Annotated in this window: 16 protein-coding genes and 1 pseudogene; 9 read left to right on the top strand and 8 right to left on the bottom strand. The window is 70.0% G+C overall.

Annotated features, from left to right (window positions below):
• From VN520_RS15960 to VN520_RS15945, 4 genes and pseudogenes are all read right to left on the bottom strand, one after another.
• Nucleotides 1-503: pseudogene (locus VN520_RS15960) on the bottom strand (hypothetical protein); the annotation flags it as partial.
• Entirely contained in the window at nt 485-1,222 is a 738-nt protein-coding gene (locus VN520_RS15955) for an ABC transporter ATP-binding protein (RefSeq protein ID WP_325747583.1), read from the bottom strand. The gene VN520_RS15955 and the pseudogene VN520_RS15960, both read right to left, overlap by 19 nt.
• Before the next feature lie 227 nt (nt 1,223-1,449).
• Nucleotides 1,450-2,829 carry an aspartate aminotransferase family protein gene (locus tag VN520_RS15950; RefSeq protein ID WP_325747582.1) on the bottom strand — a complete coding sequence of 460 codons (1,380 nt, stop codon included), beginning with the start codon at nt 2,827-2,829 and terminating at the stop codon, nt 1,450-1,452.
• Nucleotides 2,814-3,320, bottom strand: a complete 507-nt coding sequence (locus VN520_RS15945) for an Lrp/AsnC family transcriptional regulator (RefSeq protein ID WP_325747581.1) — start codon at nt 3,318-3,320, stop codon at nt 2,814-2,816. The genes VN520_RS15950 and VN520_RS15945 overlap by 16 nt, the downstream gene beginning before the upstream one ends.
• 162 nt (nt 3,321-3,482) lie before the next feature.
• Here VN520_RS15945 and VN520_RS15940 point away from each other — a divergent pair, with 162 nt between their 5' ends.
• Together VN520_RS15940 and VN520_RS15935 are read left to right on the top strand one after the other, a co-directional pair.
• The gene (locus tag VN520_RS15940) at nt 3,483-4,922 is read left to right on the top strand and encodes a gamma-aminobutyraldehyde dehydrogenase (RefSeq protein WP_325747580.1); all 1,440 of its coding nucleotides are present in this window, start codon (nt 3,483-3,485) and stop codon (nt 4,920-4,922) included.
• Nucleotides 4,923-5,045: 123 nt separating this feature from the next.
• On the top strand, nt 5,046-5,564 hold the full coding sequence (locus VN520_RS15935) for a hypothetical protein (protein WP_325747579.1): 519 nt from the start codon (nt 5,046-5,048) through the stop codon (nt 5,562-5,564).
• Nucleotides 5,565-5,582: 18 nt separating this feature from the next.
• Here the strand turns inward: VN520_RS15935 and VN520_RS15930 are convergent, their stop codons facing one another.
• Genes VN520_RS15930 through VN520_RS15920 form a run of 3 tightly spaced genes read right to left on the bottom strand, consistent with a single transcriptional unit; the run spans nt 5,583 to nt 8,205 of the window.
• Entirely contained in the window at nt 5,583-6,389 is an 807-nt protein-coding gene (locus VN520_RS15930) for an SAM-dependent methyltransferase (protein WP_325747578.1), read from the bottom strand.
• Nucleotides 6,390-6,440: 51 nt separating this feature from the next.
• Nucleotides 6,441-7,145: a glycerophosphodiester phosphodiesterase gene (locus VN520_RS15925; RefSeq protein WP_325747577.1), complete on the bottom strand. Its 705-nt coding sequence runs from the start codon at nt 7,143-7,145 to the stop codon at nt 6,441-6,443.
• 22 nt (nt 7,146-7,167) lie between these two features.
• Complete coding sequence (locus VN520_RS15920) at nt 7,168-8,205, bottom strand: adenosine deaminase (RefSeq protein WP_325747576.1); 1,038 nt, start codon at nt 8,203-8,205, stop codon at nt 7,168-7,170.
• A 118-nt stretch (nt 8,206-8,323) separates the two neighbouring features.
• On the opposite strand from VN520_RS15920, the gene VN520_RS15915 reads away from it, so the two are divergent.
• On the top strand, nt 8,324-9,022 hold the full coding sequence (locus VN520_RS15915; RefSeq protein ID WP_325747575.1) for a DUF4190 domain-containing protein: 699 nt from the start codon (nt 8,324-8,326) through the stop codon (nt 9,020-9,022).
• 69 nt (nt 9,023-9,091) lie between these two features.
• Here the strand turns inward: VN520_RS15915 and VN520_RS15910 are convergent, their stop codons facing one another.
• Complete coding sequence (locus tag VN520_RS15910) at nt 9,092-9,646, bottom strand: NADAR family protein (RefSeq protein ID WP_325747574.1); 555 nt, start codon at nt 9,644-9,646, stop codon at nt 9,092-9,094.
• Nucleotides 9,647-9,847: 201 nt separating this feature from the next.
• Between VN520_RS15910 and VN520_RS15905 the strand changes: the two genes are divergently transcribed.
• The 6 genes from VN520_RS15905 to VN520_RS15880 are packed head-to-tail and all read left to right on the top strand — an operon-like array spanning nt 9,848 to nt 17,028.
• Complete coding sequence (locus tag VN520_RS15905; protein ID WP_325747573.1) at nt 9,848-11,362, top strand: gamma-aminobutyraldehyde dehydrogenase; 1,515 nt, start codon at nt 9,848-9,850, stop codon at nt 11,360-11,362.
• Between the two features lie 48 nt (nt 11,363-11,410).
• The gene (locus VN520_RS15900; protein ID WP_325747572.1) at nt 11,411-12,658 is read left to right on the top strand and encodes a spermidine/putrescine ABC transporter substrate-binding protein; all 1,248 of its coding nucleotides are present in this window, start codon (nt 11,411-11,413) and stop codon (nt 12,656-12,658) included.
• Nucleotides 12,659-12,708: 50 nt separating this feature from the next.
• A complete protein-coding gene (locus VN520_RS15895; RefSeq protein WP_325747571.1) occupies nt 12,709-13,869 on the top strand; it encodes an ABC transporter ATP-binding protein in 1,161 nt (386 codons plus the stop codon).
• Entirely contained in the window at nt 13,866-14,789 is a 924-nt protein-coding gene (locus VN520_RS15890; protein WP_325747570.1) for an ABC transporter permease, read from the top strand. Before VN520_RS15895 ends, VN520_RS15890 begins: the two co-directional genes overlap by 4 nt.
• Entirely contained in the window at nt 14,789-15,592 is an 804-nt protein-coding gene (locus VN520_RS15885; protein ID WP_325747569.1) for an ABC transporter permease, read from the top strand. Before VN520_RS15890 ends, VN520_RS15885 begins: the two co-directional genes overlap by 1 nt.
• Nucleotides 15,593-15,612: 20 nt before the next feature.
• Nucleotides 15,613-17,028 carry an FAD-dependent oxidoreductase gene (locus VN520_RS15880; RefSeq protein ID WP_325747568.1) on the top strand — a complete coding sequence of 472 codons (1,416 nt, stop codon included), beginning with the start codon at nt 15,613-15,615 and terminating at the stop codon, nt 17,026-17,028.
• Nucleotides 17,029-17,130: the final 102 nt, after the last annotated feature.

Below are 17,130 nucleotides of genomic sequence, written 5' to 3'. Positions count from 1 at the left end.
ATCAGCCCGACGATCGTGACCGGCGTCCGCGCGGCCAGCGGCACCAGCGCCAGCAGCGTGAGCGCGGCGCCCAGCGGCAGCGGGGTGCCCGCGCCGAGGAACTCGGCCGCTCCTTCGCCGGTCGGCAGCCCGGCCGGATCGCTGCGGAGGTGGAGGAAGAGGAGCAGCGCCACCACCGATCCCAGCGTGGTGGAGACCGCCGTAGAGACCGCGCCCAGTACGGCGAGACGGGCCGGCCCGAGACCGGAGGCGAAGAGACCGGGACGCGGGCGGGTGCTCGGATCCGTGCGCGCGACCGCCACCGCGAACTGGACGGCCGCGGCGAGCGGGACGGCGCACCACAGCAGCCGCAGCACGGAGCTCGTCGCGTGCGCCGGGTGTGCGGAGGCGTACCCCAGCGTGCACAGGAGCAGGAAACCCACCCCGGCCGAGGCGGCGGCGAGGAGCAGACGCCGCATCAGGACCAGGGGATGCGAGCCGCGGGTCAGACGGAGAGCGAGCACGCCGAGCGGCCTTCCGTATCGGACGCGGCGGGCAGGGAGACGGTGGTGACACGGCGGCCGTCCAGCATGCCGACCGCACGGTCGGCGAGTGCGGCGACCTCCGCGTCGTGGGTGGCGAGCACGACGGTGATCCCGTGGGACCGCGCGGCCGTGGTGAGGGTGCGCAGGAGCTGGGCGCGCTCGGCGTGGTGAAGTGTCGCGGTCGGCTCGTCCGCGAAGATCACGGACGGCGACGCGGTCAGCGCGCGGGCCACGGAGATCCGCTGACGCTGCGACTGGAGCAGGGTGTGGGGCCGCTTCTTGGCGAGCGGGCCGATGTCCAGGCGCTCCAGCCACTCGGCGGCGGCCTTCTTCGCCGCCCGGTGCGGGACGCCCCGCAGCAGCAGCGGCAGGGCGGCGTTCTCCCAGGTGCTGAGCTCGGGCACGAGCTGCGGTTCGGCGGCGATCCAGCCGAATCTGTCCCGGCGGAGCCGTTCGCGCAGCCGGGGGCCCATGGTGTGCACGGGCACGCTGTTGAACCAGACCTCACCCTGCTGGGGTACCAGCTGGCCGGAGAGGCAGTGCAGCAGGGTCGTCTTCCCGCACCCCCGGGGGCCGGTCACGGCAAGGATCTCGCCGTCGCGGACGCCGAGCGAGACACCGCCGAGCCCCGGGGAGCCGTTGTGGGAGTGATGCAGGGAACGTGCCCAGATCACGTCGTTGTCGGGCGGGGCCACCATGGCGTACACCTCGGTTCGGATCAGATTTCCCGTCCCCCGCACGGGGGAACGAATACAACGAAAACAAAGCCGATCGGTCACTCGGCACGCTAGGCAGCCGAAGCGGGGTGACGGGACAGTACGCGGCCCGGATGCCCCCCTTCTCACTCGAACGGGTGCATCCGGGCCGCGTGGTCCGTATGGGGATGACTACCGGACGCCCTGTCGGCGGCAGCCGGTGGCGTCGGTCAGAGCTTCGTCCAGGCCTCCGTCAGGACACCGCGCAGGATGCCCTCGATCTCGTCGAAGGTCGACTGGTCGGAGATCAGCGGCGGCGCGAGCTGGACGACCGGGTCGCCGCGGTCGTCGGCCCGGCAGTAGAGGCCGTTCTCGTACAGAGCCTTGGAGAGGAAGCCGTACAGGACGCGCTCCGTCTCCTCGTCGGTGAACGTCTCCTTGGTGGCCTTGTCCTTCACCAGCTCGATGCCGTAGAAGAAGCCGTTGCCGCGGACGTCGCCGACGATCGGCAGGTCGAGCAGCTTCTGCAGCGTCGTCAGGAACGCGTTCTCGTTGTCCAGGACGTGCTGGTTGAGGCCCTCGCGCTCGAAGATGTCGAGGTTGGCGAGGCCGACCGCGGCGGACACCGGGTGGCCGCCGAAGGTGTAGCCGTGCAGGAAGGTGTTGTCACCCTGGTAGAACGGCTCGGCCAGCCGGTCCGAGATGATGCAGGCGCCGATGGGGGAGTAACCCGACGTCATGCCCTTGGCGCAGGTGATCATGTCCGGGACGTAGCCGAACTTGTCGCAGGCGAACATCGTGCCGAGGCGGCCGAACGCGCAGATGACCTCGTCGGAGACGAGCAGCACGTCGTACTGGTCGCAGATCTCGCGCACCCGCTGGAAATAGCCGGGCGGCGGCGGGAAGCAGCCGCCGGCGTTCTGCACGGGCTCCAGGAAGACCGCGGCGACGGTGTCCGGGCCCTCGAAGAGGATCTGCTGCTCGATCTGGTCGGCGGCCCAGCGGCCGAAGGCCTCCGGGTCGTCCCCGAAGAGCGGGGCGCGGTAGATGTTGGTGTTGGGCACCTTGTGCGCGCCGGGCACCAGCGGCTCGAACGGGGCCTTGAGCGCGGGCAGGCCGGTGATCGACAGGGCGCCCTGCGGGGTGCCGTGGTAGGCGACCGCACGCGAGATGACCTTGTACTTGGTCGGCTTGCCCTTGAGCTTGAAGTACTGCTTGGCCAGCTTCCAGGCGGTCTCGACCGCCTCACCGCCGCCGGTGGTGAAGAAGACCTTGTTGAGGTCGCCCGGGGCGTGGTGGGCGAGCCGCTCGGCCAGCTCGACGGCCTTGGGGTGGGCGTAGGACCACACCGGGAAGAAGGCCAGCTCCTGGGCCTGCTTGTACGCCGTCTCGGCGAGTTCGTGACGGCCGTGCCCGGCGTTGACGACGAACAGCCCGGAGAGGCCGTCGAGGTAGCGCTTGCCCTTGTCATCGTAGATGTAGGTGCCCTCGCCACGCACGATGGTGGGAACGGGCGCGTTCTCGTAGTCCGACATGCGGGTGAAGTGCATCCACAGGTGGTCGTACGCGGTTCGGCTCAGGTCCTTGCTCACGGCTATCGGGTTCCCCACATATAGGTCTGCTTCTTGAGCTTGAGGTAGACGAAGCTCTCGGTGGAGCGCACTCCGGGAATGGCCCGGATACGTTTGTTGATCGTCTCCAGCAGGTGGTCGTCGTCCTCGCAGACGATCTCCACCATCAGGTCGAAGGAGCCCGCGGTCATCACCACGTACTCGCACTCGGCCATGGCCGACAGGGCCTCGGCCACGGGGTCGAGGTCGCCCTCGACATTGATCCCGACCATCGCCTGGCGCCGCAGTCCCACGGTGAGCGGGTCCGTGACGGCGACGATCTGCATCACGCCCTGGTCGAGCAGCTTCTGGACGCGCTGGCGTACGGCCGCTTCGGAGAGGCCCACGGCCTTGCCGATCGCGGCGTACGGCCGGCGCCCGTCCTCCTGGAGCTGCTCGATGATTGCGAGGGACACGGCATCGACCGCTGGGGACGATCCGTTCCCGGTCCTGGAGTCTGCGCTGCGACTGGCCACATCCCCACTGTGCACCGGGCCTCGTCCGTCTGGCAAGCCCGAACCGATGAAATTCGTTGTCTGAGGGTCCCGATCTCACTGAATCCGAAGTTGGCGGCGGTTGGGTATGTCGAAAGCGTCACCCGACGGTTTAGGGTGGAAGTCTCACCCATCGGACAGCCGACAGGAGGGGTGGTTGTGACCACCGAGGTGCGCCGTCTGCGCAACTACATCAACGGAGAGTTCCGGGACGCCGCGGACGGGCGGACCATCGACGTGGTCAACCCGGTGACGGAAGAGGTCTACGCGACCTCGCCGCTCTCCGGACAGGCCGACGTCGATGCCGCCATGGACGCGGCGGCCGCCGCGTTCCCCGCCTGGCGCGACGTGACGCCCGCCGAGCGCCAGAAGGCACTGCTGAAGATCGCGGACGCCTTCGAGGAGCGGGCCGAGGACCTCATCGCGGCGGAGTCGGAGAACACCGGCAAGCCGCTGGAGCTCACCCGCACCGAAGAGATCCCGCCGATGGTGGACCAGATCCGCTTCTTCGCGGGCGCCGCCCGGCTGCTCGAAGGCCGCTCGGCCGGCGAGTACATGGAGGGGCTGACCTCCATCGTCCGCCGCGAGCCGGTGGGCGTCTGCGCCCAGGTCGCGCCGTGGAACTACCCGATGATGATGGCCGTGTGGAAGTTCGCCCCGGCGCTCGCCGCGGGCAACACCGTCGTCATCAAGCCGTCCGACACCACTCCGGCGTCGACCGTGCTGATCGCCGAGATCATCGGGCAGATCCTGCCCAAGGGCGTCTTCAACGTCATCTGCGGCGACCGTGGGACCGGCCGTGCGATGGTCGAGCACCCGATCCCGGCGATGGCCTCGATCACCGGCTCGGTGCGGGCCGGCATGCAGGTCGCCGAGTCCGCCGCCAAGGACGTCAAGCGGGTCCACCTGGAGCTCGGCGGCAAGGCCCCCGTCGTCGTGTTCGAGGACACCGACATCGCCAAGGCCGTCGAGGGCATCTCGGTCGCGGGTTACTTCAACGCGGGCCAGGACTGCACGGCCGCCACCCGGGTCATGGTCCACGAGTCCATCCACGACGAGTTCGTCACCGCGCTCGCCAAGGCGGCGGCCGACACGAAGACCGGACTGCCGGACGACGAGGACGTGCTGTACGGCCCGCTGAACAACGCCGACCAGCTGGCGCAGGTCAGTGGGTTCATCGAGCGGCTCCCCGCGCACGCCAAGGTCGAGGCCGGCGGGCACCGGGTCGGCGACAAGGGCTACTTCTACGCCCCGACCGTCGTCTCCGGCCTCCGGCAGGACGACGAGATCGTCCAGCACGAGGTCTTCGGGCCCGTCATCACCGTCCAGTCCTTCACGGACGAGGCCCAGGCCGTCGAGTACGCCAACGGCGTCGAGTACGCCCTGGCCTCCTCGGTGTGGACCAAGGACCACTCCCGCGCGATGCGGATGTCCAAGAAGCTCGACTTCGGCTGTGTGTGGATCAACACCCACATCCCGCTCGTCGCCGAGATGCCGCACGGCGGGTTCAAGAAGTCCGGTTACGGCAAGGACCTCTCCGCCTACGGCTTCGAGGACTACACCCGGATCAAGCACGTCATGACGTCGCTCGACGACTGACCGGCGCCGCGCGCCCCACGGAAGGCCCCGGGCTCCGGCCCGGGGCCTTCCGCGTCCCCCGGGGCCCGGACGCACGGCCGGCCCTCTTTTTGAACGTGTTCATGAGGGGCGTACGCTGCGGCCATGAGCGAGCGAGCCCTCAAGCGGCGCATACGCGTGTGGTTGGTCGTGTTCATCGTCTGTCTGGTGCTCAGCGGGCTGACGGCCTTCCCGCTGGTCACCGAACTCCGCTGGGCCGAGGATCTGTTGAGGTCCCCGGCCTCTCCCGCCCCCGAGCACTTCCCGGCCCTGACGGAGTGGATCACCCGGGTCCGGACCGGTCTCGACGAGGCCGACGCCGGCCATCCCTTCGTCCTGTACGGCACCGACTGGCTGGCCTTCGCCCACCTCGTCATCGCGGTCGCCTTCTACGGCCCCTACCGCGACCCGGTCCGCAACATCTGGGTGATCGAATTCGGCATGATCGCCTGTGCCGGGATCATCCCGCTCGCCCTGATCTGCGGGCCGATCAGGGGCATCCCCTTCTGGTGGACCGTCATCGACATGTCCTTCGGGGTCTTCGGGATCATTCCGCTGCTCGTGGTCCACCGCATGATCAAGCGGCTGGAGGGGATGCCGGCGGTCGCGGCCGCCGTCCCGTAGCCCAGGACTCCGGCGGCATCAGGGCTTCCGGCCCACCGCGCCGAACTGGGCGACCTCGGGGATGTGCCCGGCGGACCCCGCCCGCCAGCGGGAGCAGGACACGATGCCCGGCTCCAGGAGGTCCAGGCCGTCGAGGAACGAGGCGAACTCCGAGTGGCTGCGGGCGGTGATCGGCGGGGTGGCGTTCTCGTTCCAGAAGCGCATCGCGGCCTCGTTGCCCTCGCCGCCCAGCTCCAGCGTGGGGTGGGTGAGCACCAGATGGCTGCCGGACGGCAGGGCGTCCATCAGCTTCGTCACGATGCCCCGCGCCTCGTCCGTGTCCAGGACGAAGTTGAGGATGCCCAGCATCATCACCGCGACCGGGCGCCGGAGGTCCAGGGTCCGTCCGGCGGCACGCAGGATCCGCTCCGGATCCCGGGCGTCCGCCTCGATGTACTCGGTGGCACCCTCGGGCGAGCTGGTGAGCAGCGAGCGCGCGTGCGCCAGGACGATCGGGTCGTTGTCGACGTAGACGACACGTGCGTCGGGCGCGGTGTGCTGGGCGACCTCGTGGGTGTTGTCCGCGGTCGGCAGCCCGGTGCCGATGTCGAGGAACTGGCCGATCCCCACGTCACCGGCCAGATGGCGCACCGCCCGGCCCAGGAACGCCCGGTCGGCGCGGGCCACTTCGCCGATGCTCGGATACATTCCGGTGACCCGGTCACCCACCACACGGTCGACCGAGTAGTTGTCGCCGCCGCCCAGCCAGTAGTTCCACACCCGGGCGTTGTGGGCGATGTCGGCACGGACACGGGAAGGGGCGGTTCGGCGGCCGGGCTCGGGCACGTCTGCTCCTGGGATCACGGACGGTACGGACCGTTCATGATGCCGGACCGGTCAAGGAGCGGCATGTGAAGGGGAGTTGGACAACTGCTTCCGGAGTGCGTCGATCCGGTTGGTGGTGATCGAGTCGGCGCCCCAGGCGAGCAGCCGGCGCATCGTGCGCCGGGTGTCCACTGTCCAGGCGGAGACCAGCAGCCCGTCCGAGTGGACGCGGTCGGTGAGCTCGCGGCTCAGCAGCCCGAAACGGTAGTTCAGCCAGCGCGGCCGTACCGCTTCGAGGAGTACGTGGCGCGGAGGGGCGAGCGTCGTCCAGGTCAGCGCGATCTCGGCGGACGGGTCGGCCGCGCGCACCCGCAGCATCGCGTGGGTGTCCGCGCAGTAGTACACGCGGTCCTGAGCCCCGCACTCCCGCACCAGGCCGACGATCTCCCGTACGGACGCGTCGGTCGAGCCGGGCAGGTCCAGCATGATCCGCCGGTCACCGGCGGCGGACAGCGCCTCACGCAGGGCGGGCACCCCGCCGCCGGTCCTCTCCGTCAACTCCCGGTGATCCAGGCGGTCGAGGCGGATGTCGTGGCCCCACAGGCGTTCCAGTGTGGAGTCGTGGAGCAGCACGGGCACCCTGTCCCGGGTGACGCGGACGTCGATCTCGACCGCGTCCGCCCCCCGCTCCACGGCGGACCGGATCGAGGGCAGCGTGTTCTCGCGGGCACGGTAGGGATCGCCGCGGTGGGCCACGGCGGTGACGGTGGTGGTCATGGAGCCATTGTGACCGGCGGGGTCACCGGCCGCCCGGAGCCTCCAGCCAGTTCGTCGTGTACGTGTCGATCTCGGCGGCCAGCGTCCGCTTGCCCGCCGCGTCCAGGAACGAGGCCTCCACGGCGTTCTTCGCCAGACCGGCCACTCCGCGCTCGTCCAGGCCGAGCAGCCGGGCCGCCACCGCGTACTCGTTGTTGAGGTCGGTGCCGAACATGGGCGGGTCGTCGCTGTTGACCGTGACGAGGACGCCCGCCTCCACCATCTCCCTCATCGGGTGCCGGTCCAGGTCCGCGACCGCCCGGGTGGCGATGTTCGACGTCGGGCAGACCTCCAGGGGGATGCGGTGCTCGGCGAGGTGGGCGAGCAGCTCCGGATCCTGGGTGGAGCTGGTGCCGTGGCCGATGCGCTCCGCGCGCAGCGCGGTCAGCGCGTCCCAGACCGTCTGCGGGCCCGTGGTCTCACCGGCGTGGGGCACGGAATGCAGGCCCTCGGCGATCGCCCGGTCGAAGTAGGGCTTGAACTGCGGACGGCCCACACCGATCTCGGGTCCGCCCAGGCCGAAGGAGACCAGGCCCTCGGGCCGCAGGTCGACGGCGAGCCGGGTGGTCTCCTCGGCGGATTCGAGACCGGCTTCGCCCGGAATGTCGAAGCACCAGCGCAGGACGACGCCCAGCTCGGCCTCGGCGGCCCTGCGGGCGTCCTCGATGGCCTCCATGAAGCCCTGCTCCGGGATCCCCCGGCGGGTCGAGCTGAAGGGGGTGACGGTCAGCTCCGCATACCGGATGTTCTGCCGTGCCATGTCCCGGGCCACCTCGAAGGTGAGCAGCCGGACGTCCTCGGGGGTGCGGACCAGGTCCACCACCGAGAGATAGACGTCGATGAAGTGCCCGAAGTCGGTGAAGGTGAAGAAGTCCGCCAGCGCCTCCGGGTCCGTGGGGACCTTGGAGTCGGGGTGATGGGCGGCCAGTTCGGCCACGATGCGGGGTGAGGCCGACCCGACGTGGTGGACATGGAGCTCGGCCTTGGGCAGCCCCGCGATGAAGGGGTGCAGATCGTTCATCGGATACTCCCGGATCTCTGTTGTCGGCCGGGCGCACCGGCTGCACCGATCATCGTAGGCGGGCCCCTCCGGCCGTGGGCCGGGCCGTAGCATGGCGGGACCACGATGGGGGAGGCCCATGTCAGACAACACACAGCAGCCCGGGGGCGAGGACGCGCGGCGCGATCCGTGGGCCCCGCCGGACCACAGGGCCGAGCTGGGCAAGCAGCCCGCGGACGCCACCCCGCCCGCCGTGCACGACCAGCCCACGGTCACGTCCATGCCGGGCGCCGACCCGGGTACCGGGCCCATACCCGGACCGGCCGGACCGTTCGGCCCGCAGCAGCCCTCCGTGCCCGCACCGCCGGTCGGGCCGAACGGCCCGGGGCAGCCCGGTCAGTACGGCTACCCGGCCGCGCCCGCCGCACCCGCCTCGGCCTCGTACGGCTATCCGGCCGCGCCCTCGTACGGCTATCCGGGATATCCCGGTTACGGCGGCCAGCAGCCCTGGGGCCCGGCGCCCGCGAACGGGCTGGGGATCGCGGCGATGGTCCTCGGCATCATCGCGGTGGTCGGTTTCTGCATGTGGGGGATCGGCATCATCCTGGGCATCCTCGCCCTGATCTTCGGCATCATCGGCCGGGGCCGTGCCAAGCGTGGCGAGGCGACCAACGGGGGCATGGCCCTCGCCGGAATCATTCTGGGATCGGTCTCGATCGTCATCAGTGCGGTCTTCCTCGGATTCCTGATCTGGACCGTCGCCAACGAGGAGTCGGACAGCGGTTACGACTACGACGATCCCTACGCCACGTCACTGGTCGTCGGTACCTCCCGCTGACCCGCGGCGAACGGACGCCCGTGTCCGGGCCCCGGGGGAAGCGTGTCCCGGGCCCGGCCACGCGGGGCGTCACCCCGTGCGCAGCCGCGCACGCGCCTCCATGAGCGCGAAGCCCAGCAGATTCAGCCCCCGCCAGGAAGCGGGGTCGGTGGTGCGCGGATCGCCCTTGGCCAGTCCGATGCCCCATATCCGGTCCACCGGACTGGCCTCCACGAGCACGCGCTCACCGGTGCCCAGCAGATACGCCCGCAGCGCCGGATCCTGGCCGAACTTGTGCACGCTGCCCTCGACGACCAGGCCGAACCGCTCCCGCGCCCATATGTCCTCGTCGAACCCCACGACCAGCCGGCCGGCCTTCTTCGCGGCGGCGGGGCTGCTCGCCGCCACGGCCCGGGCCTCCCCATGGGCGTCCCCGAAGAGCCGCGCCTTGCCCGCCATCATCCAGTGCTCGGCCGAGGCGTAGGTCACCGGACCGACTGTGAACGCCGCCGGCCACCACTGACTGAGGCAGCTCTCCCCGAGCCTGCCGTCCGGGCGGGGCCGATGGCCCCAGAACGGCAGGTACTTCACTCTCTCCCCGCCGGCCGTCCGCGCCACGAGAGCGTCCGTGTATTCCCGTTCCATGACAGCCGAGTCTGGCATCCGCCACTGACAGTCGGTACAGGGATTTCCGTACGCACGAGACACATCGTCGACAGATTCCGTCGCGTAACCAAAAGGAAACAACGGAATCACTTGTTGGTAGAAGGGGCCTCTGTCAGGATCGGCACTCAATTCGACAAGAAGCTACGCCGCCCCTGGTCACGGGGCAGCGGAGGAGACGTCATGGGCAACGGCTTCCAGGTGCAGGACCGCTTCGCCGCGGGCGCGCAGTACATCGGCGGACGGCTGCGCCCCGGCACATCGGGACGCCGCCAGGACGTCGTCGACCCCGCCACGGGCAGAACGGTCCTCCGCTACGAACTGGCGGGCGCCGACGACGTGGACGCCGCCGTGGCCGCCGCCCGTGCGGCCTTCCCCGGCTGGTCGGGGCGCACCCCGGCCGAACGGTCCGAGGCCCTGCACCGCTTCGCCGCCGTACTGGCCGGACAGGCCGAGGAGTTCGCGTACGCCGAATCCCTGCAGTGCGGCAAACCCGTCAAGCTCACCACCGGGTTCGACGTGCCCGGCACGGTCGACAACACCTCCTTCTTCGCCGGCGCCGCCCGCCACCTCGAAGGGAAGTCGGCCGCCGAGTACAGCGGCGACCACACCTCCTACATACGCCGCGAGCCCCTCGGGGTCATCGGTTCGGTCGCGCCCTGGAACTACCCGCTCCAGATGGCGGCCTGGAAGGTCCTCCCGGCCGTCGCCGCGGGCAACACCATCGTGCTGAAGCCCGCCGAGATCACGCCGCTGACCTCGCTGATGTTCGCGCAGGCGGCCACGGAGGCCGGCATCCCCGACGGCGTGATCAACATCGTCTCCGGCGCCGGGCGGGACGCGGGCGAACACCTCGTGAGCCACCCCGACGTCGTGATGACCTCCTTCACCGGGTCCACCGCCGTCGGCAGGCGGGTCGCCGAACTCGCCACCTCCACCGTCAAACGCCTGCACCTGGAACTCGGCGGCAAGGCGCCCTTCCTCGTCTTCGACGACGCCGACCTCGACGCCGCGGTCCAGGGAGCCGTGGCCGGCGCCCTCATCAACACCGGCCAGGACTGCACGGCCGCCACCCGCGCCTACGTCCAGCGCCCCCTGTACGACGCGTTCGTCAGCGGGGTCGCCGCCCTGATGGAGAGCGTGCGGCTCGGTGACCCCTTCGATCCGTCGACCGACCTCGGCCCGTTGATCAGCCGTCAGCAGCGCGACCGGGTCGCCGGGTTCGTCGAGCGCGCCCGCGCCCACGCCACCGTCGTCACCGGTGGTGAGGCCCCCGGCGGTGAACTCGCCGACGGGGCCTACTACCGGCCGACGCTGATCACCGGCGCCGCCCAGGACAGCGAGATCGCCGGCGCGGAGATCTTCGGCCCCGTCCTGGTCGTGCTGCCCTTCGACACCGACGACGAGGGAATCCGCCTGGCCAACGACAGCCCGTACGGGCTGGCCGCCTCCGCATGGAGCACCGGGCTGTACCGGGCCAACCGCGCCACCCGTGAGCTCAGGGCGGGCTGCGTGTGGATCAACGACCACATCCCCATCATCAGCGAGATGCCGCACGGCGGGTACGGGGCCAGCGGCTTCGGCAAGGACATGTCGTCGTACTCCTTCGAGGAGTACACGCAGGTCAAGCACGTCATGTTCGACAACACCGCGGTCGCCCGGAAGGACTGGCACCGCACCGTCTTCGGGGACCGATAGCAGCGGCCGCCGGCCGGCGGCCCCACCCACCCGGAAGGGCACACGCGTATGGAGCAGTACGAGCCCGAGAGCCTCTCCGCGCCGCAGCTGGCCGCCATGAGGCGCAGCCTCACACACGGCAGGGGCGCCCTCACCCGCCGTTCGCTCCTGAGGGCGTCGGGCACGGGAGCCCTCGCGCTCGGCGGCCTCGGGGCGCTGAGCGCGTGCGGCATCCCGCCCGCCGCACGGCAGGAGGGAGCCGCGGCCTCCGACGACCACTCGGAGGAGGAGAAGCAGATCAACTTCTCCAACTGGACCGAGTACATGGACGTCAGCGAGGACGAGAAGAGCCGGCCGACCCTGGACGCGTTCACGAAGCGCACCGGGATCAAGGTCAAGTACACCGAGGACATCAACGACAACGTCGAGTTCTTCGGGAAGATCAAGCCGCAGCTCGCGGCGGGACAGGACACCGGCCGCGACCTCGTCATCGTGACGGACTGGCTGGCCGCCCGCATCATCCGGCTCGGCTGGGCGCAGAAGCTCGACCAGGCGAACCTCCCGCACGCCTTCGCGAACCTGTCGGCCCAGTTCCGTACGCCCGACTGGGATCCGGGGCGCGCCTACTCCTACCCGTGGACCGGCATCCCGACCGTCATCGCCTACAACGAGAAGGCGACCGGCGGCCGGAAGGTCGACTCCATCACCCAGCTGCTCGACGATCCCCGGCTCAAGGGCAAGGTCTCGTTCCTCTCGGAGATGCGCGACTCGGTCGGCATGACGCTCCTCGACATGGGCAAGGACCCGGGATCGTTCACGGACGCCGATTACGACGCGGCCATCGGCCGGATGCAGAAGGGCGTCGACCGGAAGCAGATACGCCGCTTCACCGGCAACGACTACACCGCCGACCTCAGCAAGGGCGACATCGCGGCCTGTGTGGCCTGGGCGGGCGACATCATCCAGCTCCAGGCCGACAACCCGGCGATCAAGTTCTCGATCCCGTCCGCCGGCTACATCACGTCGAGCGACAACATGCTGGTCCCGGCGAAGGCGCGGCACAAGACCAACGCCGAGAAGCTCATGGACCACTACTACGAACCCCCGGTCGCGGCCCGGCTCGCCGCCTACATCAACTACGTCTGCCCGGTGGACGGGGTCGCCGGCGAGCTCGCGAAGATCGACGAGTCGATGGCGTCCAACACGCTGATCCTCCCCGACAAGGCGATGGCCGCGAAGTCACGGGCCTTCCGCTCCCTCAGCTCCGAGGAGGAGACGGCGTACGAGGAGAAGTTCGCCCAGCTCATCGGCGCCTGACCGGCCCGGCCCCCTCCCGCACTCCTCCGACACCACCGGGACCGCGACCCATGACACAGCAGCAGACAGCGGGCGGCGACGTCCGTCTCACCGGGATCAGCAAGACCTACGGCTCCTTCACCGCAGTGCACCCCCTCGACCTGACCGTCCCGCAGGGCTCCTTCTTCGCGCTGCTCGGCGCGTCCGGCTGCGGCAAGACCACCACCCTGCGCATGATCGCGGGCCTGGAGGACGCCACCACCGGCACGGTCTCGCTCGGCGGACGCGACATCACGGGCCTGCCCCCGTACAAGCGGCCCGTCAACACCGTCTTCCAGAGCTACGCGCTCTTCCCGCACCTCGACGTCAGCGAGAACATCGCCTTCGGGCTGCGCCGCCGCGGCATCAGGTCCGTGAAGAAACAGGTCGGCGAGATGCTGGACCTCGTCCAGCTCGGCGACTTCGCCCGCCGCAAACCGCACCGGCTCTCCGGCGGCCAGCAGCAGCGCGTCGCCGTGGCCCGCGCGCTCATCAACCACCCCCAGGTCCTCCTCCTCGACGAGCCCCTCGGCGCCCTCGACCTCAAGCTGCGCCGCCGGATGCAGCTCGAACTCAAGCGGATCCAGACCGAGGTCGGCATCACCTTCATCCACGTCACCCACGACCAGGAGGAGGCCATGACCATGGCCGACACCGTCGCGGTGATGAACGGCGGCCGCGTCGAACAGCTCGGCGCCCCCGCCGACCTGTACGAGAACCCCCGGACCACCTTCGTGGCGAACTTCCTCGGCACCTCCAACCTCATCGGGAGCGAGATCGTCTCCATGGGCACGGACGTCGTCGTCTCGGCCGGCGGCGGGAAGCTCAGGCTGCCCGGCGGGCGGTGCCCGTCCACCGCGCGGAGCGGAGAGAAGCTGCTCGTGGGCGTCCGCCCCGAGAAGATCTCCCTCACCCGCACCGACGACGCGGCCGCGATACCCGACGGCCGCAACCGGATCGCCGGCCGCATCACCGACTCCAGTTTCCTCGGCGTCTCCACGCAGTACGTCGTCGAGAGCCGGTCCGGCACGGTGCTCCAGGTCTACGAGCAGAACATCGAGCGCGACAGCCGGCTCGTACCCGGCGCCGAGGTCGTCCTGCACTGGAACCCGGAGCACACCTTCGGACTCGACGCGGACCAGTCCGTCCACGCCGGAGCCGCCGGTGCGGAAGGTCTGGAGGAAGCGGCGTGAGCGTCACCGAGGCGCCACCGGCGCCCCCCGCGAGGGCCGGGGCCCGCAAGCCGTCCATCCGCAGGCGGCTCGTCCCCTACTGGCTGCTGCTCCCCGGCATCCTGTGGCTGCTCGTCTTCTTCGCGCTGCCGATGGTCTACCAGGCGTCGACCTCCGTACAGACCGGCTCCCTGGAGAAGGGCTTCGAGGTCACCTGGCACTTCCGGACGTACTGGGACGCCCTCGCCGGCTACTACCCCCAGTTCATCCGGTCCCTCCTGTACGCGGGCACCGCCACGCTCCTGTGCCTGCTGCTCGGCTACCCGCTCGCCTATCTGATCGCCTTCAAGGCGGGACGCTGGCGCAACCTGGTGCTCGTACTGGTCGTCGCGCCGTTCTTCACCAGCTTCCTGATCCGGACGCTGGCCTGGAAGACGATCCTCGCGGACGGCGGCGCGGTCGTCGACGTGCTGAGCACCCTGCACGTCCTGGACGTCACCGCCTGGCTCGGCTGGACCGAGAACAACCGGGTCCTGGCCACCCCGATGGCCGTCGTCTGCGGTCTGACCTACAACTTCCTGCCGTTCATGATCCTGCCGCTCTACACCTCGCTGGAGAGGATCGACGGCCGGCTGCACGAGGCCGCGGGCGATCTGTACGCCACCCCCGCCACCACCTTCCGCAAGGTGACGCTGCCGCTGTCCATGCCCGGGGTCGTCTCCGGCACCCTGCTGACGTTCATCCCGGCCAGCGGCGACTACGTCAACGCGGAACTCCTCGGCTCCACCGACACCAAGATGGTCGGCAGCGTCATCCAGAGCCAGTTCCTGCGGGTCCTGGACTACCCGACCGCGGCCGCGCTCTCGTTCATCCTCATGGCGGTCGTCCTGCTCGTGGTCACCGTCCACATCCGCCGCTCCGGTACGGAGGACCTGGTCTGATGCCCGTACTCCGTCTGCTCCGCCGGAACCTGGTCGTGATCGCGGGTCTGCTGACCCTCGCCTACATGATCCTGCCGAACGCCGTCGTCATGGTGTTCTCCTTCAACCAGCCGAAGGGGCGCTTCAACTACGCCTGGCAGGAGTTCTCCCTCGACGCCTGGAAGGACCCCTGCGGCGTCGCCGACCTCTGCGGTTCGCTCTCGCTCTCGCTGCGGATCGCCTTCTGGGCGACCACCGGTGCGACCGTGCTCGGCGCGATGATCGCGTTCGCGCTGGTCCGCTACCGCTTCCGGGCCCGCGGCGCGGTCAGCTCACTGATCTTCCTGCCGATGGCGATGCCCGAGGTCGTCATGGCGGCCTCGCTGCTCACGCTCTTCCTCAACATGGGCGCCGAACTCGGCTTCTGGACCGTGCTGATCGCCCACATCATGTTCTGTCTCAGCTTCGTGGTGACCGCCGTCAAGGCACGGGTGATGTCGATGGACCCCAGGCTGGAGGAGGCCGCCCGCGACCTGTACGCGGGCCCCGTGCAGACCTTCGTCCGCGTGACCCTCCCGATCGCCGCCCCGGGGATCGCCGCGGGAGCGCTGCTGGCCTTCGCGCTGTCCTTCGACGACTTCATCATCACCAATTTCAACGCCGGCTCCACGGTGACCTTCCCCATGTTCGTGTGGGGATCGGCGCAGCGCGGAACACCCGTGCAGATCAACGTCATCGGTACGGCCATGTTCGTCATCGCCGTGGCGGTGGTCCTCGCCGGACAGCTCATCGCGAACCGGCGGAAGAGCAACGCGGGAAAGTAGAACCGAAGGAGTTGGAAACCATGGCCCCGGACGCCATGCGTACTGCCGCACACTCACTCTCCGACGCACGCCCCCTCTCCTACTGGCTCGACGACCCGGGGAAGCCCGGAGCCCTCCCCGCGCTCACCGGTGACGAACGGTGCGACCTCCTGGTCGTCGGCGGCGGCTACAGCGGACTGTGGACCGCGCTGCTCGCCAAGGAACGCGACCCCGGACGCGATGTCGTCCTCATCGAGGGCCACGAGGCGGGCTGGGCGGCCTCGGGCCGCAACGGCGGATTCTGTGCCGCCTCGCTGACCCACGGCCTGGCCAACGGTCTGGAGCGCTGGCCGGACGAGATCGGGAAGCTGGAGGACCTGGGCGCGCGGAACCTCGACGCCATCGAGGCGGCCGTCACCCGCTACTCCCTCGACTGCGACTTCGAGCGGACCGGCGAGATCGACGTGGCGACGCAGCCCCACCAGCTCGACGAGCTGCGGGAATGGCACCGCCGGACCCAGGAGCTCGGTCTCACCGGACCGGAGCTCCTGGACCGGGACCAGGTGCGCGCCGAAGTCGACTCACCGACATTCCTGGGTGGTCTGCTGGACCGGCGCGGTGTCGCCCTGCTGCATCCGGCGAAGCTCGCCTGGGGCCTGAAGGAGGCATGCCTCGGTCTCGGGGTCCGCGTCTACGAGCACACCCGCGGCCTCGCACTCGCCCGGTCGGGCGCCGGGATGGCGGTGCGCACCCCGTACGGCAGGGTGTTCGCCCGTGACGTCGCCCTCGGCACCAACATCTTCCCCTCGCTGGTGCGGCGGGTGCGCCCGTACACCGTCCCGGTGTACGACTACGCGCTGATGACGGAGCCCCTGAGCGCGGACCGGCTCGCCTCGGTCGGCTGGCGGAACCGCCAGGGACTCGGGGACAGCGCGAACCAGTTCCACTATTTCCGGCTCTCGGCGGACAACAGGATCCTGTGGGGCGGATATGACGCCGTCTACCCGTACGGCGGCCGGCTGAATTCCTCGCTCGATCAGCGTCCGGAGACCTTCCTGAAGCTCGCCGGACAATTCTTCGAGTGCTTTCCGCAACTGTCCGGAGTGCGTTTCAGCCATGCCTGGGGCGGTGCGATCGACACGTGTTCCCGCTTTTCGGCGTTCTTCGGCACGGCCCACCGCGGGCGGGTCGCCTATGCCGCCGGATACACCGGACTCGGGGTGGGGGCGACCCGTTTCGGCGCGGAGGTGATGCTGGACCTGCTCGCCGGCGAGGAGACGGAGCGCACCGCGCTCGGCATGGTCCGCTCCAAGCCGGTGCCCTTCCCGCCCGAACCGTTCGCCTGGGCCGGGATCGAGCTCACCAAGAGGTCCCTCGCCCGCGCCGACAGCCATGGCGGGCACCGCAACCTGTGGCTGCGGACCATGGACCGGCTGGGGCTCGGCTTCGACAGCTGAGCCCGGGTGTGCCGACTCACCGCCGACCGGCGGCCGGCCCCGCGACGGCACGACCATCGGTGCGGGGCCCCTGGAGGCGGCCCCGCACCGGGCCGCGGCCGC

Origin of the sequence: Streptomyces sp. (assembly GCF_035563135.1) — a bacterium.
Lineage (GTDB): Bacteria > Actinomycetota > Actinomycetes > Streptomycetales > Streptomycetaceae > Streptomyces.
The sequence above is the reverse complement of the archived record's forward strand: the minus strand, read 5'-3'. Positions and strand labels throughout refer to the sequence as shown.

Bases quoted from the DNA above. Each gene is read 5' to 3' on its own strand.
- VN520_RS15955 (WP_325747583.1), bottom strand. From the start codon at position 1,222: ATGGTGGCCCCGCCCGACAACGACGTGATCTGGGCACGTTCCCTGCAT.
- VN520_RS15935 (WP_325747579.1), top strand. From the start codon at position 5,046: ATGAGCGAGCGAGCCCTCAAGCGGCGCATACGCGTGTGGTTGGTCGTG.
- VN520_RS15925 (WP_325747577.1), bottom strand. From the start codon at position 7,145: ATGACCACCACCGTCACCGCCGTGGCCCACCGCGGCGATCCCTACCGT.
- VN520_RS15920 (WP_325747576.1), bottom strand. From the start codon at position 8,205: ATGAACGATCTGCACCCCTTCATCGCGGGGCTGCCCAAGGCCGAGCTC.
- VN520_RS15915 (WP_325747575.1), top strand. From the start codon at position 8,324: ATGTCAGACAACACACAGCAGCCCGGGGGCGAGGACGCGCGGCGCGAT.
- VN520_RS15910 (WP_325747574.1), bottom strand. From the start codon at position 9,646: ATGGAACGGGAATACACGGACGCTCTCGTGGCGCGGACGGCCGGCGGG.
- VN520_RS15905 (WP_325747573.1), top strand. From the start codon at position 9,848: ATGGGCAACGGCTTCCAGGTGCAGGACCGCTTCGCCGCGGGCGCGCAG.
- VN520_RS15900 (WP_325747572.1), top strand. From the start codon at position 11,411: ATGGAGCAGTACGAGCCCGAGAGCCTCTCCGCGCCGCAGCTGGCCGCC.
- VN520_RS15895 (WP_325747571.1), top strand. From the start codon at position 12,709: ATGACACAGCAGCAGACAGCGGGCGGCGACGTCCGTCTCACCGGGATC.
- VN520_RS15885 (WP_325747569.1), top strand. From the start codon at position 14,789: ATGCCCGTACTCCGTCTGCTCCGCCGGAACCTGGTCGTGATCGCGGGT.
- VN520_RS15880 (WP_325747568.1), top strand. From the start codon at position 15,613: ATGGCCCCGGACGCCATGCGTACTGCCGCACACTCACTCTCCGACGCA.